The following is a 20,733-nucleotide window of genomic DNA, read 5'->3' on the forward strand; positions in this document are numbered from 1 at the left end:
GGCACCTATTTTGCTTAACAATATTACGTTTTATGAAAATCGTAATACTAATCAAAATGGGGAGCTCTCGATATGGGTTATGTTGCAAAGGAATTTACGCGAAAGAACAAGCTGATTCTCAGTATTTGTTCTTTCGTGATTCCAATATGTCTTTGGTGCGCAATCAGTTACTTACCTTTTGTTTGGCATCCTCAAGTACAAATCACGAGTTCGGGAAGTGTTTCTTACTTACAAGTGGGAAGCCGCATTGATAAAAATGTGTTCTATCTCGAAGCACAAAATGCAGTCAATCGAAATTCTGCACCACCACAAGGTATTTTAGTCAATCCGATTTATTTACCCGCTCCCCATGAAGTCGCTAAGGCTTTGGTCACCGCCTTTACCACGCCACCAGAACAACCTGATTCACCGTGGTTTCACCAAAGTTTATGGCACAGTATCAAACTGGTTTTTTCAGCCTTTTTTATCTCCTCCTTGATTGGGATTCCACTGGGTATTTTGTGTGGTTTTTCTAAGCGAATATCCCTGTTAACAGAACCTTTTGTTGAGTTTTTCCGTTACTTACCAGCTCCCGCCTTTGGAGCACTTGCAGTAGCAATTTTAGGGATTAATGACGCACCTAAAATTGCCATTATTGTGATTGGTACGCTATTTCAGCAAATTCTCATTATTGCCAATACCACCCGAATGGTAGACCGAAGCTTAATTGAAGCTGGCTATACGCTTGGCACCAATAAGCTCAAAAGTTTATTTCATGTGGTGATTCCTGCTGCCTTACCTGATATTTACCGTGACTTACGTGTGTTACTAGGCTGGGCTTGGACCTATTTAATTGTTTCTGAGTTGATTGGTACGACCTCAGGTATTACGTGGTTTATTACCCAACAGGCTCGCTATCAAAACTTTGACAATGTCTATGCGGCTATTTTGATTATTGGGGTAATTGGTCTGGTCTGTGACTGGCTATTAATGAAGTTAGGTGAGCGGATGTTCACTTGGAAAGTAGGAGCAAAATAATGAACGACTCAACATTTAACGCGCATGAATACTTTCAAAAAATTTATGAACGTCCTGTTATTTTAGAAGCTAAGCAACTGAGCCAAGTCTTTAAGCATGGTCAAACTGAACGTACTGTTTTAAATAAGCTCGATTTAAAAATTCACAAAAGAGAATTTATTTGTGTGATTGGTCCTTCTGGCTGCGGTAAGTCGACACTCAGCCGTGTCATTGCGGGTTTAGACCCATACCATAGTGGAGAAGTTTTAGTAGACGGCGAATGTATTACAGGACCATGCCCTGAACGTGGCATGGTGTTTCAGGGCTATACCCTTTTCCCGTGGAAAACTGTAAAAGAAAACGTGATGTTTGGTCCGCAAATGCGTGGCGCGAGTCAAATGACAGCAGAGGCGCAAGCACGCGAATGGATTAATATTATTGGTTTAGAAAAATATGAAAATCAGTATCCACACCAACTTTCTGGTGGTATGAAACAGCGGGTTGCGATTGCTAGAGCTTTAGTTAATCAACCTAAAATTTTACTGATGGATGAACCTTTTGGTGCACTCGACCCACACACCCGTCAAAAAATGCAAAAGCACTTGATGGATTTATGGCAAAACATTGATATCACGATTATTTTTGTGACCCATGATATGGATGAAGCCATTTTACTGGCAGACCGAATTGTGGCACTCAAAGCCAACCCAGGTGAAATTAAAGAAATAATTGAAGTTAATTTGCCGCGTCCACGCTCACTCGATTTAATGAATACACCTGAGTTTAAACAGCTTCGTTCACGGGTAGATTATTTAGTTCACGCTGAAGAAGACGAGCTTGACCCTGCTTTACAAGACTTACCAAAAATTCCACGTATGACTCAGGTCAGTACAGAAAAATAAGAAACACATTAAAAAGCCCAAGTTCAACTTGGGCTTTTTATTTATTTGGCTTATTTGAGCTGCTCTATGAGTGTCGGATAAATTAGCCCATCTACATTTTGTTCAGTTTTATAAATACCGTTTTCAACGTTAAATTTATTGACGTGATAGGTCGAGCCATAAATCGATTCAAAACCTTGAGATTTAGCAAATACTTTTTTATTGGCATTGATATCTAATAAATGTGTACCGCTCACCATCAACTCGTATTGTTTTGGGTCGACGCCTGAACGGTTTGCCATGATTTTAACTGCATCGGCATGTGTTGCAGGGTCATTAATATATTTAACTGTTTTATCCCACACTTGAATGATTTTTTTCCATTCCTCTTGATGAGCAGTTAAGTGACTCATGTTGACAGTCAAGGTGTCATAAATTAAACCCGGCTTGTCTTTAGAGGTATAGATAATTTTAGAGCCTGCCACTGCTTTTAATGCCTGACCTGCAACGGGTTGCCAAACAGCAATCGCAGAAATATCTGGGCTATTAAACACTTGAGGTAATTGGTTCGTCGCTGAATTCACCAGCTTTACCTCATTCGCTTTAATGTTATGGTCAGTTAAAGCTGTTGTTAGCAAAAGATGATCAACCAAGCCTTTTTCGACACCGATTGATTTTCCTTTTAGGTCTTGAATTGTATTTATGCCCTCTTTTGCAATAATGACATCATTGCCCGCAGAATAATCTGTTGCCATGATCATCATGCCTTGAGTACCACCAGAAGCTGTTACCAAGTTATCGCCATTGGTGACTAACACGGCATCGAGCTGATTTGCCGAAAAGGCCGAAAGCGAAGCCGAATAATCAAACCATTTAAACTCTACATTTAAGCCTGCTTCTTTTAACCAGCCTTTTTCAATAGCCACTTGCCAAGCTACCCAACCCGGCCAATCGCTATAGCCAATGGTAATTGGTTTTGTATTTGTGGCTGCCTGAGCGTCTTGTTTGGCCTCAGGAACTTTAGCTGTATTGTCACATCCACCCAATACAACTGCCGATAAAATGGATACGGATAAAAACGCTTTTTTAATCATATAGAAACTTCCCCAACATTTTTACTAACAACACTTTGAGCGGTTTGATTGAGTGACTGTATATAGGCTCGCCAGCCTCCCAAATGGCTAATATCGGTTGCATCCTGAATGGCATAAGCTTCGCAAATAAAGCCTTTGACCCATGTACCATCTTTTAATTTCAAGTTCCCAATACCAAGGGGTGCAGGCACTTCGGCCACAATGGCTCCAAAATTTGCTAAGGGAACATCCCACACTTCGACTTCAATTGATGTCCCTGCTGTATCACATTGCAGCCCCGGCTTTGGTGGCGTGGTATTTTTTAAGGCAAAGAGCTTATAAGTCTCTGCGGTCTGGGTTTTCTTAAGCAAAGTGGCATTGCGACTAGTGAGCTGAAAATTAAGTGGCATACCTGTTAAATGCGCTCCCACAACAGCAAGCTGCACTGAATGATTCGAGTGGATGTTTATACTTTTTTGATAGTGTTGAGTTGATTTACCTAAACTCAGCGATGTTTCGGTTTGCCAAAGCTGCGCAAAATTGGCGAGTGCCTGATCGTGCCAAGCAGGTGCAATAAAGGTTACTCCACTTGGTAGGCCGTCTTCTCGCAGTACATTTGGTAAGGCTAAAGCAGAAAGATCGGCAAAATTGACAAAGTTGGTATAGGCCCCCATGTGTGCATTTTTAGTTAAAGGATCAGCTTCAACTTCGGCAATGGTGTAAATGGTTGGGGCTGTCGGCACCATCAATGCATCAAATGGCTGTAACGCTAAATTAATTTTTCGAGCAAGCACCGCACGGTTATATTCGGCTTGAACTGCATCTGTTGCCTTGAATTTATCGGCCTGCGCAATAATCTGAGCAATAACCGGATGGGCTTTGTCACGTTTTGTCATGCGTTCAACGGCGACTGTTCTTTCCGCTACCCAAGCATCGTTATATAGTGCAGCAGCAAGTTCATTAAACGCGCTGAAATCAATACTCTCAACTTCATAGCCCAGTTTTTTAATGCGCTCAATTGCAACTAAAAAAGCTTGTTCAGATTCAAGATCTCCATAAAATTCAAGCTGAGCTGGAATAGCTATTTTTCGTTTAGAAAATTGAGTCGGTACGTTGGCTGGATGTGCTCGTGAATATTCATCTGTTTCATCATAACCCTGCATTAAATTGGCAACGGTCCACGCATCATCAATATTCAGTGCAAAAATAGAAATGACATCAATAGTTCGACAGGCAGGAATTAAACCTGTGGTAGAAAACCAGCCTTTTGTCGGCTTAAGACCCACAATATTGTTATGGCCCGCAGGAACACGGCCTGACCCCGCCGTGTCTGTTCCTAAACTAAAAGGCACAATACCGTTAGCAACCACTACCGAAGAACCAGAGCTTGACCCGCCGCTGATATATTCGGGATTAAAACTATTTTTTACTGCGCCATACGGAGAGCGAACGCCAACCAGCCCTGTCGCAAACTGATCGAGGTTGGTTTTACCGATCACAATCGCCCCTGCTTTTTTTAGCTTGGCTACTACGGCAGCATCTTGGGTCGCTAAATATTCAATTTCTTTACAGGCAGCAGTGGTGTGAAAACCAGCAACATCAATATTGTCTTTAACTGCAAATGGCACACCGTATAGGGGTAAGTCAGCAATATTCTGATCTTTTAGTGCATCAATCTGTGCTTGAATCTGCTCGTTCGATGCAATTTCAATCCATGCATGATCAGCATTTGTGATTTCTGCAACATAGCCAAACAAATCTTTAAGATGGGTTTGTTCAGTTTGATATGCCGTTTTCCAATCTTGGATTGTCCATAAATTTTTCAACACGCTACTCCTCATTTAGTCATTTTGCTGTATAGGGGGCATGACGGCATCCATCAGTTCTAAATGCCCTTTAATCACGCCTTTAAGCACAATAAATTGCTGGCTAATCTGCCTGAGTTCGGAACTCGCACCCTGCATTAACATGACTTGCAATATCTTTTGTTGGTCGAGCTGGATATGAAGCGAACTAATCACTTGAGCTAAAAACTGTTGTTGTAAATCAACCAACTGATTACGTAAGGTCATTTGATTCGCGTCATAAAGCAGAGTCAAAGTACCCACCATGACTTCATTGGCCTGCGCCTGCTCTGCAATTAAGTGTTTATTAATCATGTCGACAATGGCTTGCGAGCGACTTTCATAGTTCTGCTCGACAATTTTTTGATCGAGTGCGTTAAGTGTCATTTCAGGTACGGTAATACTGATTCGAGCAAGCTTTTGTTTTGCCACAGTCTTATCCTTTTGCTTTATTCGGATAATTGTTTTGTTTGATATATACGCCTGCGCGTACGCTAAGCAATTCGACTAAAAAGGCTTTTAAAGTTTGCTTTGGTTGAACCACAGGTTTTACATCGTTCATATCGCACCTCTAGCTTGGTATTACCAAATTCAGTTTTTGTATTACTAATAAGAGATGCAGAAAATGTGCCAGTTTTTAAGTGTGATTTTGATAGGCTTGGCAGAAATTTGTGAGTGATTTTTGGGCAAAAAAAAGCCCCATGCACAGGGATGGGGCTATCTCTTTTAATTCTTAGTTATGTTTCAATAAATCATTTTGATTAAAAAGGAAGCCATCTCTAGGGGCCTCTATCTTTATATTATTTATTAAACTTTTAAAATCATTAATTGCTTTATTTGTATCGTTACCTTCTCCTTCATATGTCACTAAGACAACTCCAGCATTAGTACCTGATGAAGCACTGATAAGAAAACGTTTATCAAAGTTGGTTGTAAAAACATTAGCTTGATAATTCATACCACTACTCAATGGAATATTAATATCCTCATTAACCAATTTTACCCCATTCATTTTTACTAGACCTTGTTTAGGAATTTGTAAAGAAGCAACCAGATATTGCATACCTTCTTCTATACCTTTGGGATAATATATTGAAATGATAACTGCCTGTTTACTCTCCTGTTTTATTGCAACAAGTTCTCCATTTTGACCTTTGCTAATATCCCAGTGATCTTTTAGATTAACTACAATATTTTTATATTTTACTTCTTGAGCGTAAGTCGGAGTAAGTAAATGAAAAAAAATAAATGGTAGTAATAATATTCTCTTCATAATAATTTCCTTTTTTTATTCATGAAGAATAATATTAAATATCACCAAAATAGTCTAATCATTCAATAATTTAATGTTTTTAATCTTATGACTGATTAATCATCGTATGCGCCCATACCGATAAAGACTCTAAAACAGGTTTAAAAGACTGGCCTAATTCGGTCATTTCATAAACCACTTTAATCGGTGCTTTTTCACCATAAACCGTTCGAGATATTAAGCCACTTTGCTCTAATTGCTTGAGTTGAAGGCTTAAAGTCATTTCTGTGATGGTTGGCATTAATTGATTGATTTCATTAAAACGTTTTGGTCCATCTTTTAAGTAATACAAAATAACGCCTTTCCATTTTCCACCGACTAAATCCATAGCCATACTGATATGACATGGATAAGTTTTTCCATTCATGGTGATTTCACATTTATTTTCAGTATTTGCCATTTTTAACGCCACCTATCAACTTTGATAGTTATTGTACACCCATACTATAAAAATTATAGTGACTATTATTTTTATAGTTACAAGGCATTATTATGGCTTTACTTATTTTGGCTCATCCCTACTACGCTCAATCAATTGCAAATAAGACGATAGTGAATGAACTTATAAAAACCTATCCAGACATTGAAGTACGAGATATTTTCCAGCTTTATCCGGACTATAAAATTAACGTGAGTGCTGAACAAGAAGCATTGTTACGCCACGACACCATTATTCTGCAATATCCAATGTTCTGGTTTAATATGCCGGCAATTTTGAAATTATGGTTTGATGAAGTTTTTACTTATCAGTTTGCTTATGGCTCTCAGGGCGATAAATTAAAAGATAAAAAAGTCATTATTAGTATGACAGTCGGGCAAAAAGAAGCCGACATGGTGAACGACCGAGAGAACTTAATTGATAGCTTTTTAAAAGCGGTTCAATATTCAATTCAATATACGCAAATGCAGTTAAGCTGCACATTCTTGCTTTATGATGTTTCACCTTTATCAGGTAATTCAGAGTCTAAAATTGAGTTAAAAGCGGTTGAACATGGTCATAAAGTATTAAAACATTTGACAGAAGCATAAGGTTTAAAGAGAGCATCAATATCGATGCTCTCTTTTGGTTTAAGCAACAGGTGCCAAGGTAAACAGCACTTGCCCTGTTTTTACAGTTTGCCCTTTTTCAATGGTAATGGTTTCAACTTTCATGCGTTCGGGTGCAATAATCGGAATCTCAATTTTCATTGCCTCAATTACAGCAAGGGTTGCACCTTCTTCAACAATATCTCCCGATGCGCATTCGATTTTCCAGATTGACCCTGGCATGTGTGATTCGACTGCACAGCCCCCTTCAGGAATAGCAACGGTTTCACCTTCATCAACAGCATCTAGACTTTCAGAAATATATTCTTGCAAGCCCGCTTCGTGCCAACGGCGGCGTTCAGCCTCGAAATTGGCTTGTTGTGTGTCTTTAAAGGCTTGAATACTATCTTGATGTGTTTTTAAAAACTCATTGTATTCTTTTAAGTTAAGTACACCATCTTCAATGCGAAGTTGTAGACGGCCCGCCTTAAAGTCTTCACGCATTTGCAAAAGTTCAGCTTCAGAAACTTCATAGAACTTAACTTGGTCAAAAAAGCGTAATAACCATGGTTTGCCATCTTCAAAGTTGGCATTTTTACGGTAACGACTCCACATTTGAGTGGTACGCCCAACAAACTGATAGCCACCTGGTCCTTCCATACCGTACACACACATATAGGCACCCCCAATACCAACGGCGTTTTCAGGTGTCCAAGTTCGTGCCGGATTATATTTTGTGGTGACTAAACGTTGGCGTGGGTCGAGCGGTGTTGCAACGGGTGCTCCTAAATACACATCGCCTAAACCCATCACCAAATAGTTCGCACTGTAGACCACATCTTTAACCGCTTGCTTGGAACCTAAGCCATTAATACGACGAATGAACTCGACGTTATCTGGGCACCACGGTGCATCTGGTCGAACAATTTGTGTATAGCGCTCGGTAGCAAGTTGAGTTTGTGAATCTTCCCACGCCAAAGGCAAATAGACAGTGCGTGAAGGCACCTGCATATTTTGAATATCGGGTAACTCGGCTTCTGCTTGTTGAAGTTTTTGTAAAAGCTCCAGTTGATCGAGCTGGATTGAATCAAAATGAATTTGTAATGAACGAATACCCGGTGTTAAGTCAATAATACCCTGAATTTTTTGATCTTTGACCCATTGCATGAGTGCATGAATACGGAAACGTAAATTTAGATCGAGTACCAACTCGCCATATTCAACCAACAAATAGCTATTTCCTGCTGGTCGATAGGTCACGCTTGGTAAGTCCGCTTCACCTTCTAAAGTTGCCAAAACTGCATCTTTTAAAGTTTCGGGTTCTGCTTGAATGGTTGGGTTAAAATCAATACGTGTTGTATCGGTCGCGGTTAAACTTTGATGATATTTTTGATCGAGTGCTTTTGCTTGCGCGTAACTCACAGGGACAAATTTGACTTTATCGCCTGCTTTCAATTGCCCTATTTTCCAAAGCTCAGAATGAATCACTACCGCAGGACAGACAAAACCACCTAAGCTCGGACCATCGGGACCAAGAATAATTGGCATATCTCCCGTAAAATCAATCGCACCAATCGCATAAGCATTGTCATGAATATTGGATGGATGTAAGCCTGCCTCGCCGCCATCTTCACGTGCCCATTCAGGTTTTGGTCCAATTAAACGAATGCCTGTACGGCTTGAGTTATAGTGAATTTCAAACTCATTGGCAAAGAAGGTATCAATGTCTTGTTTGGTGAAAAAATCTGGCGCGCCATGTGGGCCATACATCACGGCAATTTCCCAGTTTTGAGTAAAGCTAGGAATTTGTGCTTGAGCTAGAGCTGTGGTCGATTGAGCTGAATATTCAGTAATCGGCAGCATATCGCCAATTAATAAATTGCGGCCCGCGTGTCCACCAAATTGCCCTAAAGTGAAAGTCGCCTGTGATCCTAAATAGTCAGGAACATCGAAACCACCTTTAACACCAATATAGCTACGGCAACCTGAACGGATAAGCCCACATTTTAAAACTTGGCCTTTTTTTACATTGACGGTTTGCCACATCGGTACAAGTTCACCATCAAGTTTTGAAGGCATATCACCGCCTGTAATGACAATTTGGCTGTCGCAGTGAAACTTTAAAGTTGGCCCTTGCAAGGTACATTCAAGCCCTGCGGTATTTGGTTCATTGGCTAGAAGCTGGTTTGCCACAGTTAAACTGAGCGGATCAATTGCACCTGATGGCGGTACACCGACATCCCAATAACCTAGTCGACCTGTTACGTCCTGAATGGCGGTTTGAATACCAGACTGCAAGACCTCAATTTTTTGAGTTTTCCATTCAAACGTATTTAAAAATCGAGTAGTTTGAGTACCTAAAGCAAACACATTGCAAGCAATAATGTTTTGCAAATATTCCAGATTGGTTTCAATCCCTGCGACTTGCGTGTTGGCAAGACTAATACCCATTGCCTGTATGGCTTGGTCCCGTGTTGCAGCAGTCACAATGATTTTGGCAATCATTGGGTCATAAAAAGACGACACCGTTGAACCTGTTTCAACCCATGTTTCAACTCGGGCTTGTGGGTCAAATTTAACATGTGTAAGTAGACCTGCACTCGGCTGGAACTGTTTAATTGGATCTTCGGCATAAAGACGAACTTGAATGGAATGTCCTGTTGGCTCTAACTTTTCAGTGGGTGCTGACCAGTCACCGCTTGCCAAAGTAACCATCCACTCGACTAAGTCGACACCAAACACTTGCTCGGTCACCCCGTGCTCAACCTGCAAACGCGTGTTGACCTCTAAGAAATAAAATTCTTGGGTTTCAGTGTCCATGACAAACTCAACTGTGCCAGCTGAGCGGTAGTTCACCGACTGCATCAGTTGAATCGCAACTTTTTGAAGGTAGTCGCGTTGTTGCTCATTTAAATGTGGCGCAGGTGTTTCTTCAATCACCTTCTGATTACGTCGTTGCACCGAACAATCACGCTCACCCAGCGCTAAAACTTGCCCTTTCCCATCACCAAAAATTTGTACTTCAATGTGGCGTGCGTGTTGTACAAATTTCTCTAAATACAAACCTGCATCTTTAAAATTGACCTGCGCCAAATAAGATACGGTTTGGTAGGCATCTTTTAACTCGGTTTCGTTCCAGACCAAACGCATGCCAATACCACCGCCACCCGCGGTACTTTTCAGCATGACTGGATAACCAATACGGGCAGCCTCAAACAAGGCCTCGGCTTCATCGGCAAGTAGTGAACTGCCTGGAAGTAAAGGTACATTGCTTTTAATCGCCAGCTCACGTGCAGTATGTTTTAAACCAAAGTCGAGCATTTGGCTTGAAGTTGGCCCAATAAACACAATGCCTTGGCTTTCGCACAAATCACAAAACTCGGCATTTTCAGACAGAAAACCATAACCGGGATGAATGGCTTCAGCTCCCGACTGTTTTGCAACTTCAAGGATTTTTTCAATATTTAAATAACTTTGATGCGCAGGCGCAGGTCCAATCAAGAAAGCTTCATCGGCCAAAGTCACGTGTAAAGAATCACGGTCAGCTTCGGAGTAAACCGCAACCGAAGCGATCCCGAGTTTCTTAAGGGTGCGAATCACGCGACAGGCAATTGCACCACGGTTGGCAATTAGAACTTTTTTAAACATGCTTACACCCCTTCCGCTTCACGGACAACCAGTTGAATTTTGGTTGGGTTATAGGCGTTACATGGGTTATTGAGCTGAGGACAATTGGAAATTAAAACAATCAAATCCATTTCTGCCCGAACTTCTACGTATTTACCCGGCCCTGAAATTCCATCATCAAATTTAAGCTGACCGTCTGGCGTAACAGGTACATTCATAAAAAAGTTAATATTTGGACCGATGTGACGCACATTTAAGCCATGCTTTTTTGCAATCGGGTGTTTTGCCAAGGCATACATAAAATTGTTACGGCAACTATGCATTGGGTACGTTTCATGTGCATAGCGAACCGTATTACTTTCACATGAACAGGCACCGCCAATGGTGTCATGGCGCCCGCAGTTATCATCATGAATAACAGCAATTGGACGGCCAAAGTTACTGTAGAGCTTGGTGCCCTTTTCTAAATAGATTTGTTGATTGATGGCCAAAGTGTCCATTGCGCTATAACGCTCAGTTGGGTTTTCGGCACTCATAAACAAAGTATCGGCCGCTTGGTTCCCCTCAAGGTCAATAATTCGAAAATATTGGCCCTTTTTAACTTCGCACATCCACGCTTCACCCGCAGGACAAACTTCATTTAAAACTGCTTTTTCAAATGATTGTAAAACTGTCATGATGCTTCTCCTGATTTAAATATTGCTAAGCGCGTAGTAGCGGGCTGTGTTTTGAAACGCACGCTGATTTTGCGAACATGCATCACGACAAATATCGCTGTCTGTTAGTGAATTGGCTTTAAATAAACTGAGTTGAATATCGGCAGGTTGATAGCTTTGACTGGTGTCTAAACCATGCGGTGCGGCTGATAAAAATAGCAAGCAGTCCATTTCAAAACGCACCTCAATGCTTTGATTGGTGTTGTCAGAACTGACATAAGACAAAGCACCGTTTTCGTCTGGCACAACTTTAGAAAATAGGTTAACCGCGGCACTCAGATCTTGGCTAGCAAGTCCATATTTACACATTTCAATCAGTAAGCTGTCTAAACCATTTCGGTACATATCATTGCGGGCATCTTGAAATGTGCGATTACCAAATTGCTTTTCAATTTGCTCAGGTCGGCTTGGGCCACAAAGCACATCGTTCCAACCATGATCGTCATGAACAATGGAAGCCATCACACGGCCTAGGTCTGAATACAGTACATTGGAAGCTTTTAAATAAGCGGTATGTTGCCCTTTTAAGCTGTCGGGCATGTTAAAACGTTCAAGCACATCGGCAGCATTTACACAGAACAAAGAAACGTTTGCCTGAGCGCCAAGCGAAGTAAATCTAAGAATGGTTCCTTTTTGAATTCGACCCGACCAGTGGTGTCCTCCGGGTAAAAGTTCGGTCCAAATCGCCTGATTGTTATGATAACTTGCAATGTTCATAGCTACTCCTGTCGGATAGTTTTAGACTTCCTCCCGGGCTTTTATCCCTCCGTGTAGTTCGCTAGGAACCGTGAACTCTCGGTCCAGTCATACATGAAGTATCGGAACCCTAGATCACTTTTAATTGTTTATGACTATGCAAAGGACATGCCAGCTTAGTATTACGTTTTTGGTTAAAAGTAATACTAAGGTTGGGCAATTTGAGTGCGCTTTAGAATGAAAAGTAAAAAGCTGCACTAAAAATTGTGCATCTTGAAAATAAAAAAAGCCCCTTTCACGAAGGGGCTTAAGAATGAATTATAAGAGAGCGTATTAAGGAAGCAGAATCACCTTACGGCAGTCCTCTTCTCTTTCATTAAAAATGCGATAACCCTCTGCGGCATCTTCTAATTTCATTCGGTGGGTAATAATCGTTTCCGGTGATAAATCACCACGCTCAATCAGTTCTAAGAGTTGCGGTAAATATTGATGCACATGGGTTTGTCCCATTTTAAAAGTTAAGCCTTTATCAAAAGCATCGCCAAATAAGAAACCATGAATCGGTCCTGCATATACACCCGCTACGCTGACCACCCCACCACGGCGAACCGCGGCAATGCATTGACGCAATGCTGCACCACTTGAACCTTCAAGCTTTAAATTGGTTAGAACTGTTTCAATGATGCTGCCTTTTGCTTCAAAACCAATCGCATCAATCACAGCATCGACACCACGGTAATTGTCGGTATGTTGAATAATAAATTCGGCCGCATCGACTTCGTCAAAATTAACTGGAATGGCACCGTATGTTGCCGCTGCATAATTCAATCGATAGTCATTGTGATCGACCATAAATATCTTTTCAGCACCAAGCATCTTGGCACAAGCCGCACTTAATAGTCCGACTGGCCCTGCACCATAAATTGCAACGGTTGAGCCACGTTTCACTTGGGCATTGGTCACGGCTTGCCAAGCAGTGGGTAAAATATCAGTCAAGAAAAGTACTTTTTCATCTGACAGTGAAGTTGGCACTTTAAAAGGGCCTTTATTGGCTTTTGGCACACGCACATATTCCGCTTGCCCGCCCGGTACACCGCCGTAAAGATGGCTATAGCCAAATAAAGCCGCGCCCGGTGGAATCTGCTTTTTATTAATAATTGCGCCGCGACCTGTATTGGTGGTTTCGCAAGCAGCAGTTAGGTCAAGTTGGCAAAAGAAACATTCGCCGCAAGCAATCACAAAAGGAACAATGACTCGATCACCCTTTTTCACTGCGGTAACAGCTGGGCCGACTTCTTCAACCACGCCCATAAATTCGTGCCCAAAGATATCACCCTGTTCGGTTCTAGGAATTTTGCCTCGATATAAATGTAAATCAGAGCCACATATCGCTGTGGCAGTCACGCGTAAAATAATGTCATCTGGTTCTTGAATAATAGGGTCTGCTACTGTTTCTACTCGAACATCTTCGGCACCGTGGTAAGTTAGAGCGCGCATATTGTTATTCCTCTATTTTCTATGATGTCCTTTGATTATGGAGAGGCTTTCTTTACGGTTTGCAACGATTCTTACTCTTCACGTAAGACATATAGTTCAAATGCAACGCGACAGAGATTTCAGTAACATTTAATGAATGTAGGATTTTTTCAGCTAAGGATGTTTTTGTTATTTGATCCAGCAAAAAGCCAATCATCCCTGTAATAAAATGATTGGCTTTGTCTTAAAAATTTGACTTAATCTAACTTGAGTTGCTGTCTAAGCTTTAAGATATCGACCAGACCTTTGTCTCTGGTTTGATATAAATCGATATCTTTATATTGGGTTAAAAGCTGATTGGTTTCTGCTTCCAATAACTCTGTTGTCTCGTCTGAATGTTGAAATGCGTGCATATCGTTCCACCATTCCGTCATTGGTGGGCCTAAATGATGAATTGCCTCTTTAAACCCCTTTTGGTTTGCAAGCTGCATATTAATATAGGGACCAAAGAGCGCCCATCTTAAACCCGGCCCACTGGTAATCGCGACATCAACATCTTCGGCAGAGCACACGCCTTGTTCAACCAGTGAAAAAGCTTCTCGCCATAGTGCAGCTTGTAAACGGTTTGCGACATGTCCTTTTACTTCTTTATTTAAAACGATTGGGTGCTTACCCAACTGTTTATAGAACTCAGAAGCTTGTTTTAAAATTTGAGGATCAGTCAAATTACCGCCAACGATCTCGACCAAAGGTAAGAGATGAGGCGGATTAAAAGGATGACCTAATAAAATACGTTCAGGATGTTGTGCCTCTTTTTGAAAATCAGACACTTTTAAGCCCGATGAACTTGAAGCAATAAGGGTGTGCTCAGGACAATATGCTGTGATTTCTTGATATAACTTTTGTTTTACATCCAGTCGTTCTGGAGCATTTTCTTGAATAAAATCTACATCTGAAACCGCATCTTTTAAATGATTAAAAATTTGCAGATGAAACAGCACATCCGGTTGAGTGTGGGTGTGTTCAGCTTTTTGATCTAAAGCAAATAAATCATTTAAATTTGCAGATATTCTATTTTTAAAGACAGCTTCATCTATAGGATATGGGTCATAAACATTAACTTTAAATCCTTTATATAAAAATAAGGCCGTCCAACTTGCACCTATTACACCTGCTCCAACAACACCAACCGTTTTAATGACTTCCATATGTTCCTCGTAAAAATGTTGTTTTATTCGAAATTTCTTTACTCAATTTTATGCTTAAACAAACATAGCAGATTCAACCAATCAATAAATTTAATTGTTTATATTTTATATAATTTGTCCTATATTCCTTAGCTTGAAAGTTGATTTCTTTCATTAGTACAACTTAATCTTTTACCATTTTTTAACCGTTATTTACTGAATTTTATGTCAAAAAATCTAGCAACATTGATTGGTTTAAGCGCCATTCTCATGTGGGCATCTCTGGTTGGTCTGATGAAGCAAGTCAGCGCAGCCCTTGGACCTGAGCTAGGTGTTACGCTTATTTATTCTTTAAGTGCGCTACTGTTGCTTGCCATTTTCAAAGTCCCAGACTTTAAACAGATCTCTAAAAAATACTTAATATTTGGCACAATTCTATTTGTCGCTTATGAGGTGTGCTTTTCATTTGCGATTGCTTATTCTCAGACAGCGCGACAAGCAATAGAAATTAGTATTGTTAACTATCTGTGGCCGAGTTTAACGGTTTTGGCTTTCGTGATTTTTAAGGAATTAAAGTTTAATTTTCTTATTATTCTCGGCTTACTTATTTCAATTTCTGGCATTATTTTTATTCAAACTGGAAATGGTGATTTTAGTCTAAATAGTATTGTCGATAATTTTCACAGCAATCCACTCAGCTATATTTTGGCATTTACAGGTGCCATCATTTGGGCTTTTTATTGTGTACTCACAAAAAAAATGAGTAATGGGCAAAATCCAATTTCCATTTTCTTTGTTGGTGTCGCGCTCACTCTCTGGCTCAAGCTGCTTGTATTTGGGCAATTCGCTATTCCCTCAATGGATCTTCCAACAGTCATCACCCTTTTAGTTGCATCCGCTGCCATGGGTTTTGGCTATGCTGCTTGGAACATTGGCATCATTCATGGAAACATTACCATACTTGTGGTAGCTTCTTATTTCACCCCAATTATCTCGTCCATTTTGGCAATGTTTGTTTTACAAACTCAATTATCGATGAGCTTTTGGCAAGGAACAGCAATGGTAACGGCTGGTTCCTTTATTTGCTGGGTTTCAACCAACTGGTCTGTGATTCAGCCCTTATTTAAAAAATTAAGAAAAGACCAAAAAGCATTGTAGATTTATCGCAGTGCTTTTTTCGGACTTAAGATAACTCCGACGAAGAAGAATTCCCCCACCACCAAAAGCGTGCTAACATCCAAATTCTGACAATCGTCCATGTCAAAATATTTTCAGAGGGAATAAGATGTTAAAAACTCAAAAAATCAACATCGTACAAGAATTTGATGCATCCGTAGACAAGGTCTTTGCAACCTTAAGTGAGCATGAAAACCTAAGCAAACTTTTCGCTCCTGCTAAAGTGACTCGTATTAGCAACGGAAAAGACGCCCGCAATGGTGTTGGCTCTGCTCGTAAAATGTCTATTCCACTCACCCCTTCATTTGTAGAAACAAATTTAGTCTACAAAGAAAATGAACTGATCGAGTACGCAATCACAAGCGGCATTAGCCCGATTAAAGCTCATCGTGGCGTAATGAAATTTACAGACTTGGGAAATAACCGTACTCGTTTGGATTACACCATTAGCTTTAAAGGTCGTGTGCCCTTTATTGGCCTTATTATCAAAAAAGCTTTAGAAAATGGCGTGAGTCGTGGGCTTAAAAAGCTCAAGTTTTAATTGCTAACTTAAAAAGTAAAAGGCCCGCTTAAGGGCTTTTTATTTGGCCACAAAAACAAAAGCCGACTCGTTAAAGTCAGCTGAATACTACAGTTTGAGAAAATTGCTTAAATCATTATTGTTCGTGGCAATCTTCTATCTATTTTCTTTTTCTAAAATTAATTTAACCCTTAATTATGACTATTTGATTAAAAATAAATCAAAAATCTTAAATTAAAAGCAAAATAAATCACAATTTATATAATTAATTAAATTCAAATCACATTTAACAAAAGTAATGTATATCAACTAGATCTTTTGATTTTTTGTAAAGTCCCGTATGCTTAAATTACGTACCAGCCGAAATAATTAACACAATGGAACATCAGAGTTTGTTAAAGGAATTAAATTCACTTATTGAATATTATTCCAAAAGAACAGATTGTCCGCCTACCCGAATTCGTATAGGTTACAGAGCCTATGCAAAACTCATGCAAAATCCAAAGTTTGCAGATGAAGTCTCAAATTCTGCTTTAGATCCAAACAAACGTAAATATAGAAAGATGAAAATCAAAGTCACTAAAGACGACGATCAGCTTGAACTCGAATGAATAAAAAAGCCCAGTTATGGGCTTTTTTCCTTTTAGAATGTGTTTAGATTTATCACTAAGACAGCATTATTAAAAAATAATCTAGTAACTTGTCTCGCTCATCTACACTGTTTTTACTTAAAAGCTGCACCATTGCTCCATCAATCACAAACAAAAACATATGGGCGTCTTTCATTGAAGCCGTAGTTTTGATGGTTAAAAGTAGTTTATAAATTTCGTTGATTAGCCAAGTTCTATACTCAATTACTACGCTGTAGGCTTTTGGGTAGAGCTTTTCAATTTCAAAAATTGCTTTAAAGGGTAAACGATAAAAGCCATTTAAGTCGGCATGTAGAAGGTAAATCTGCTTGAGTTTATCAAGCACCATTTCTTCACGATAAGATTTGAGAATGGAAAACATTTTTACTTTGAGCGCATCTTTTTGAAAAGTGAGACACATTTCGATGAGTCGTGCTTTTGAGTGAAAGTCGTTATAGAAAGTAGCTTTGGGAATTTTGGCTTCTGCAATAATTCGGTCGACACCGACTTTATTAAAACCATCTTGATTAAATAAATCTTTTGCTACGTGAAGCACGCGCAGTGCTCTAAATGAAGATTCTAAATTTTTCATGTATACCGCTTAAAATAATTTTTTGTTGTATCTAAAAGAGATAGAAATGCCGTCACTCTTAAAATGAGTGCTAAAAAACAGGCATGCAAAAGTGGCACTAAAGGTGTGCTCGCCTATCTCGGTTTTATTGTTGCTATGATTTTTTAGTCGTAACGATTTAAGGTCGTAGAAAACCTATAAACGGTTAAAGCGTTTTAAAGACCAGTTAGGCGGTATGGATAAAGAGAGTTTGGCAAAGGCCAAAAATTGAGAAAAATTAGTACGCATAGCGGACTCCTTTGTTAACAAAAGAAATCCTACCGATCACTGCTAAATGATGGTGGCAGGACGAAAGAGGGTTAGCAGACTGGCAACAAAGAAACCAGCACACCCGAAGGTGTCCCCCTTCCGCCCTACCGTAGAGAAAAAGGGGGCGAACGAGTTCACGATACACAAAACTAGGTTTCGAATATCGTCTTTGTTAAATAGGGTCTGCTAAAACCCGCTAGCAATGTAGGCTAGCCCGCAAAGGATAGTATTCGCTTTTGTTGTCGTCAAGCGTGGGAAATGACAATCGTATTAAAGTAGAGCGGTTGGGTTGAGGGCAGATAAATGTTTTTACGGTTTGAAAAATTAATTTAAGCTATTTTTTAGCATTGAATAAAAATATATTTACTGATCAATTAGTTTAAATAAACAAAAAAGACTTTGTTAGGTTAATTTTTAAACAAAATTTAATAAATCAATTTATTTCATGGAGTTAACCGAATATTTACAGAAAATCTGATTAGATTGTTTCTTAGAAAGAGTTGATTATTAAATAAATAATAATTAGGAAATAAGAAATGAAAAATATAATCTTCTGTGCAGATGGCACATGGAATGGTCCTACAGGAAATGAACCAATTTCGGATGAGTCAAATGTACAACTCTACTTTGAACATCTAGTTAATTCATTACAATGTGATCTCTCTGCTCCTGAACAAGAAAGTAGAGTATGGGATGATTCAAAAAATTTGATTCAAATTGCAAAATATATTAATGGTGTGGGTTCAGCTGAATCCAAATTTGAAGAGTTAATTGGAGGAGCTTTCGGTTTTGGGCTGATGTATAGAATCGCTCGAGGTTATACTTTTATTTCCAGAAATTATCAACCTGGGGATAAGATTTTTATTCTGGGTTTTAGCCGCGGAGCATATACCTCAAGAGCTTTAGCTGGTCTAATTTCAAAATTTGGATTACTGGACTGGGAAAACCTTGATTTGGAAGAAGGTAGTACAACAAGTTATTTAGCTGCCATGGCAATCATTTTAAGATATTTTTCAGAAGGTAAAGAAACTGAAAATTTTTCAAACCTCATTTCTAAATTTTTTGATGCATGTGCTGATGGTGGAGTTAAATTAGGTAAATGGTTAACACATTTATTAATGCCTAAACAAAGATTAATTGAAATTGATAAAATAGAATGTGTAGGTGTATGGGATACTGTCGGAGCATATGGAATACCTTTTTACGACAACCTTGAACAGAAATATTTAGATTTTTTTGAGTTTGCAGATAGAATTTTAAATCCAAAAATTAAATGCGGTTTACATGCGATTTCTATTGATGAACGAAGATTACTCTTTACCCCGACTTTATGGGAGCCTGATAATAGAATCACTCAAATTTTATATAGTGGTTCTCATAGTGATATTGGTGGAGGTTATAAAGAAAGAGGGTTATCAGACATCTCATTAAATTGGATGATGAAACGAACAAAAGAATTAGGAGTTAAATTTACTACTGATAATTTAAATTTAAAACCTGATCCAATGAGTAAAATTCATCCTCAATGGGAAGTATCTCCTTGGCAAAACTTTAAACATGGGGATAGGAATTTTGGAAAAAGGACAGATTTATTAGTATCCCAATCCGTTATACACAGATTAACAAATGACTCAAAATATCAACCTCTAGCTCTAAAAAACTTATTTGGAACTTTTAATATTCCTAGTAAAAATATATTTTAATCTAATATTAAGGGTCACGCTGTGACCCTTAATTATTTTTCTTTATGAAGATTTACACTCAAAATATCCTGCCTTCTGTTCACTTGTTGGACACCAAGTAGACATATTAACAATATAAGAACTTGGTCTAACTATTTGAGCTTTACCTAATGCATCTTCAGCTTCTGATCTAGATGTAAATACTTTGACGCTACGATAAGAACCAGCTCTACGAAAAACCTCACCATTATTGATCCCCATACGAGCTGCTGTTTTTGTCACCTCAAAGTTTGCAGCGTCAAGAGTTGTATCTCCCCCAAAAACGACGCCCCATGTATCATTTTCTGCTACAGAAGTCCCAGTTACTGGAGTAATAGAAGGTAATGCTGTATTCTTGATTAAAGCATCGGCAGTTTGTTCAGACATAGGAACGCCTGAAAAACGATTAATTACATCTACTGCCCACTTCCGTAAACTTTTATTCTCAATTTTTTGATCTATGGTCGGTTCCTTACTTAGTATAGCCGTTGCTAACTCCACAAATTTTGTCTCGCTATCACGCTGTTTATTTGTAGTTGCAACTTGATTGGCCAAATAAGCAACAGCAAGTGGAATAAATAAAGCCGCAAAAACCTTACTAATTATTTCAACTTTTTGCCAATTTTCCATGACTATGATCTCCTTTAAATTATTATGTACATTCACATAACAATTAAATATAAAAATAGATTACTCTATAAAACTCACCTCCCTAAATTAAAATAAAATATTTCTATTACTAACAAAACCGAATAAAACTTATCAAAATTAAATCTTATATTTTATCTTTAATATATCATTAAACCACCTTTGTAGAATCAAGATTAAATAAAATATTCTTAAAATTAAAGCTCACATAAGGTGAGCTTTAAAAACAGTTATCAGCATCAATTATTCCAATCATTCACTTTTTCACAAAAATTTTAATTTCATTTTCACATTAAGCCACAGATTGTATTCTCCTAAAAAACTT

The 20,733-nt window shown here is 39.0% G+C and carries 20 protein-coding genes and 1 riboswitch; of the genes, 7 read left to right on the plus strand and 13 right to left on the minus strand.

The genetic code is table 11. The features are described from left to right. The first annotated feature begins 72 nt into the window (after positions 1–72). A complete protein-coding gene (locus ACT53H_RS14255) occupies positions 73–1,017 on the plus strand; it encodes an ABC transporter permease (RefSeq protein ID WP_009389057.1) in 945 nt (314 codons plus the stop codon). Further along, on the plus strand, positions 1,017–1,898 hold the full coding sequence (locus tag ACT53H_RS14260; RefSeq protein ID WP_476009464.1) for an ABC transporter ATP-binding protein: 882 nt from the start codon (positions 1,017–1,019) through the stop codon (positions 1,896–1,898). Before ACT53H_RS14255 ends, ACT53H_RS14260 begins: the two co-directional genes overlap by 1 nt. 50 nt (positions 1,899–1,948) lie before the next feature. On the opposite strand, the gene ACT53H_RS14265 is transcribed toward ACT53H_RS14260, so the two are convergent. The 6 genes from ACT53H_RS14265 to ACT53H_RS14290 all read right to left on the minus strand — a co-directional run bounded on the left by ACT53H_RS14265 (position 1,949) and on the right by ACT53H_RS14290 (position 6,506). Then, positions 1,949–2,971 (minus strand): ABC transporter substrate-binding protein, encoded by a 1,023-nt coding sequence (locus ACT53H_RS14265; RefSeq protein ID WP_476009465.1) that lies wholly within the window; start codon positions 2,969–2,971, stop codon positions 1,949–1,951. Continuing rightward, positions 2,968–4,779 (minus strand): allophanate hydrolase, encoded by a 1,812-nt coding sequence (gene atzF, locus ACT53H_RS14270; protein WP_476009466.1) that lies wholly within the window; start codon positions 4,777–4,779, stop codon positions 2,968–2,970. Before atzF ends, ACT53H_RS14265 begins: the two co-directional genes overlap by 4 nt. Positions 4,780–4,791: 12 nt before the next feature. Then, positions 4,792–5,226: a CopG family ribbon-helix-helix protein gene (locus ACT53H_RS14275; protein WP_461312643.1), complete on the minus strand. Its 435-nt coding sequence runs from the start codon at positions 5,224–5,226 to the stop codon at positions 4,792–4,794. A 4-nt stretch (positions 5,227–5,230) separates the two neighbouring features. Beyond that, positions 5,231–5,356, minus strand: a complete 126-nt coding sequence (locus ACT53H_RS14280; RefSeq protein WP_476009467.1) for a hypothetical protein — start codon at positions 5,354–5,356, stop codon at positions 5,231–5,233. A 171-nt stretch (positions 5,357–5,527) separates the two neighbouring features. Then, complete coding sequence (locus ACT53H_RS14285) at positions 5,528–6,067, minus strand: hypothetical protein (RefSeq protein WP_476009468.1); 540 nt, start codon at positions 6,065–6,067, stop codon at positions 5,528–5,530. 85 nt (positions 6,068–6,152) lie between these two features. After that, positions 6,153–6,506: a winged helix-turn-helix transcriptional regulator gene (locus tag ACT53H_RS14290; protein ID WP_000024061.1), complete on the minus strand. Its 354-nt coding sequence runs from the start codon at positions 6,504–6,506 to the stop codon at positions 6,153–6,155. A gap of 92 nt (positions 6,507–6,598) precedes the next feature. On the opposite strand from ACT53H_RS14290, the gene ACT53H_RS14295 reads away from it, so the two are divergent. Next, positions 6,599–7,135 carry an NAD(P)H-dependent oxidoreductase gene (locus tag ACT53H_RS14295; RefSeq protein ID WP_476009469.1) on the plus strand — a complete coding sequence of 179 codons (537 nt, stop codon included), beginning with the start codon at positions 6,599–6,601 and terminating at the stop codon, positions 7,133–7,135. A 39-nt stretch (positions 7,136–7,174) separates the two neighbouring features. Here the strand turns inward: ACT53H_RS14295 and uca are convergent, their stop codons facing one another. The 5 genes from uca to ACT53H_RS14320 all read right to left on the minus strand — a co-directional run bounded on the left by uca (position 7,175) and on the right by ACT53H_RS14320 (position 14,855). Then, on the minus strand, positions 7,175–10,780 hold the full coding sequence (gene uca, locus ACT53H_RS14300; protein ID WP_476009470.1) for an urea carboxylase: 3,606 nt from the start codon (positions 10,778–10,780) through the stop codon (positions 7,175–7,177). 2 nt (positions 10,781–10,782) lie between these two features. Then, a complete protein-coding gene (locus ACT53H_RS14305; RefSeq protein ID WP_476009471.1) occupies positions 10,783–11,436 on the minus strand; it encodes an urea amidolyase associated protein UAAP2 in 654 nt (217 codons plus the stop codon). A 15-nt stretch (positions 11,437–11,451) separates the two neighbouring features. Further along, positions 11,452–12,192 (minus strand): urea amidolyase associated protein UAAP1, encoded by a 741-nt coding sequence (locus ACT53H_RS14310; RefSeq protein ID WP_476009472.1) that lies wholly within the window; start codon positions 12,190–12,192, stop codon positions 11,452–11,454. A gap of 28 nt (positions 12,193–12,220) precedes the next feature. Then, positions 12,221–12,316, minus strand: a riboswitch (guanidine-I (ykkC/yxkD leader). A gap of 188 nt (positions 12,317–12,504) precedes the next feature. After that, positions 12,505–13,668 carry a zinc-dependent alcohol dehydrogenase gene (locus tag ACT53H_RS14315; protein ID WP_476009473.1) on the minus strand — a complete coding sequence of 388 codons (1,164 nt, stop codon included), beginning with the start codon at positions 13,666–13,668 and terminating at the stop codon, positions 12,505–12,507. A gap of 236 nt (positions 13,669–13,904) precedes the next feature. Next, complete coding sequence (locus tag ACT53H_RS14320) at positions 13,905–14,855, minus strand: 3-hydroxyacyl-CoA dehydrogenase NAD-binding domain-containing protein (protein WP_476009474.1); 951 nt, start codon at positions 14,853–14,855, stop codon at positions 13,905–13,907. Positions 14,856–15,059: 204 nt separating this feature from the next. Here ACT53H_RS14320 and yddG point away from each other — a divergent pair, with 204 nt between their 5' ends. The 3 genes from yddG to ACT53H_RS14335 all read left to right on the plus strand — a co-directional run bounded on the left by yddG (position 15,060) and on the right by ACT53H_RS14335 (position 17,141). Then, positions 15,060–15,992 (plus strand): aromatic amino acid DMT transporter YddG, encoded by a 933-nt coding sequence (yddG, locus tag ACT53H_RS14325; RefSeq protein ID WP_474770279.1) that lies wholly within the window; start codon positions 15,060–15,062, stop codon positions 15,990–15,992. 127 nt (positions 15,993–16,119) lie between these two features. Beyond that, a complete protein-coding gene (locus ACT53H_RS14330) occupies positions 16,120–16,551 on the plus strand; it encodes an SRPBCC family protein (RefSeq protein WP_476009475.1) in 432 nt (143 codons plus the stop codon). Between the two features lie 356 nt (positions 16,552–16,907). After that, on the plus strand, positions 16,908–17,141 hold the full coding sequence (locus ACT53H_RS14335) for a hypothetical protein (RefSeq protein ID WP_013198320.1): 234 nt from the start codon (positions 16,908–16,910) through the stop codon (positions 17,139–17,141). Positions 17,142–17,196: 55 nt separating this feature from the next. Here the strand turns inward: ACT53H_RS14335 and ACT53H_RS14340 are convergent, their stop codons facing one another. After that, a complete protein-coding gene (locus tag ACT53H_RS14340; RefSeq protein ID WP_476009476.1) occupies positions 17,197–17,751 on the minus strand; it encodes a TetR/AcrR family transcriptional regulator in 555 nt (184 codons plus the stop codon). Between the two features lie 824 nt (positions 17,752–18,575). On the opposite strand from ACT53H_RS14340, the gene ACT53H_RS14345 reads away from it, so the two are divergent. Continuing rightward, positions 18,576–19,742, plus strand: a complete 1,167-nt coding sequence (locus ACT53H_RS14345) for a DUF2235 domain-containing protein (RefSeq protein ID WP_476009477.1) — start codon at positions 18,576–18,578, stop codon at positions 19,740–19,742. Positions 19,743–19,784: 42 nt separating this feature from the next. On the opposite strand, the gene ACT53H_RS14350 is transcribed toward ACT53H_RS14345, so the two are convergent. Beyond that, entirely contained in the window at positions 19,785–20,390 is a 606-nt protein-coding gene (locus tag ACT53H_RS14350) for a hypothetical protein (protein WP_476009478.1), read from the minus strand. Positions 20,391–20,733: the final 343 nt, after the last annotated feature.

The sequence above is a fragment of the Acinetobacter sp. DMC2 genome, from assembly GCF_056314305.1.

Excerpts from the sequence above, each read along its gene's own strand:
- ACT53H_RS14305 (WP_476009471.1), bottom strand. The coding sequence starts at position 11,436 with ATGACAGTTTTACAATCATTTGAAAAAGCAGTTTTAAATGAAGTTTGT.
- ACT53H_RS14290 (WP_000024061.1), bottom strand. The coding sequence starts at position 6,506 with ATGGCAAATACTGAAAATAAATGTGAAATCACCATGAATGGAAAAACT.
- ACT53H_RS14335 (WP_013198320.1), top strand. The coding sequence starts at position 16,908 with ATGGAACATCAGAGTTTGTTAAAGGAATTAAATTCACTTATTGAATAT.
- ACT53H_RS14320 (WP_476009474.1), bottom strand. The coding sequence starts at position 14,855 with ATGGAAGTCATTAAAACGGTTGGTGTTGTTGGAGCAGGTGTAATAGGT.
- ACT53H_RS14285 (WP_476009468.1), bottom strand. The coding sequence starts at position 6,067 with ATGAAGAGAATATTATTACTACCATTTATTTTTTTTCATTTACTTACT.
- ACT53H_RS14265 (WP_476009465.1), bottom strand. The coding sequence starts at position 2,971 with ATGATTAAAAAAGCGTTTTTATCCGTATCCATTTTATCGGCAGTTGTA.
- ACT53H_RS14280 (WP_476009467.1), bottom strand. The coding sequence starts at position 5,356 with ATGAACGATGTAAAACCTGTGGTTCAACCAAAGCAAACTTTAAAAGCC.
- ACT53H_RS14350 (WP_476009478.1), bottom strand. The coding sequence starts at position 20,390 with ATGGAAAATTGGCAAAAAGTTGAAATAATTAGTAAGGTTTTTGCGGCT.
- uca (WP_476009470.1), bottom strand. The coding sequence starts at position 10,780 with ATGTTTAAAAAAGTTCTAATTGCCAACCGTGGTGCAATTGCCTGTCGC.
- ACT53H_RS14310 (WP_476009472.1), bottom strand. The coding sequence starts at position 12,192 with ATGAACATTGCAAGTTATCATAACAATCAGGCGATTTGGACCGAACTT.
- ACT53H_RS14315 (WP_476009473.1), bottom strand. The coding sequence starts at position 13,668 with ATGCGCGCTCTAACTTACCACGGTGCCGAAGATGTTCGAGTAGAAACA.
- ACT53H_RS14295 (WP_476009469.1), top strand. The coding sequence starts at position 6,599 with ATGGCTTTACTTATTTTGGCTCATCCCTACTACGCTCAATCAATTGCA.
- ACT53H_RS14330 (WP_476009475.1), top strand. The coding sequence starts at position 16,120 with ATGTTAAAAACTCAAAAAATCAACATCGTACAAGAATTTGATGCATCC.
- ACT53H_RS14255 (WP_009389057.1), top strand. The coding sequence starts at position 73 with ATGGGTTATGTTGCAAAGGAATTTACGCGAAAGAACAAGCTGATTCTC.
- ACT53H_RS14345 (WP_476009477.1), top strand. The coding sequence starts at position 18,576 with ATGAAAAATATAATCTTCTGTGCAGATGGCACATGGAATGGTCCTACA.
- yddG (WP_474770279.1), top strand. The coding sequence starts at position 15,060 with ATGTCAAAAAATCTAGCAACATTGATTGGTTTAAGCGCCATTCTCATG.
- ACT53H_RS14260 (WP_476009464.1), top strand. The coding sequence starts at position 1,017 with ATGAACGACTCAACATTTAACGCGCATGAATACTTTCAAAAAATTTAT.
- ACT53H_RS14340 (WP_476009476.1), bottom strand. The coding sequence starts at position 17,751 with ATGAAAAATTTAGAATCTTCATTTAGAGCACTGCGCGTGCTTCACGTA.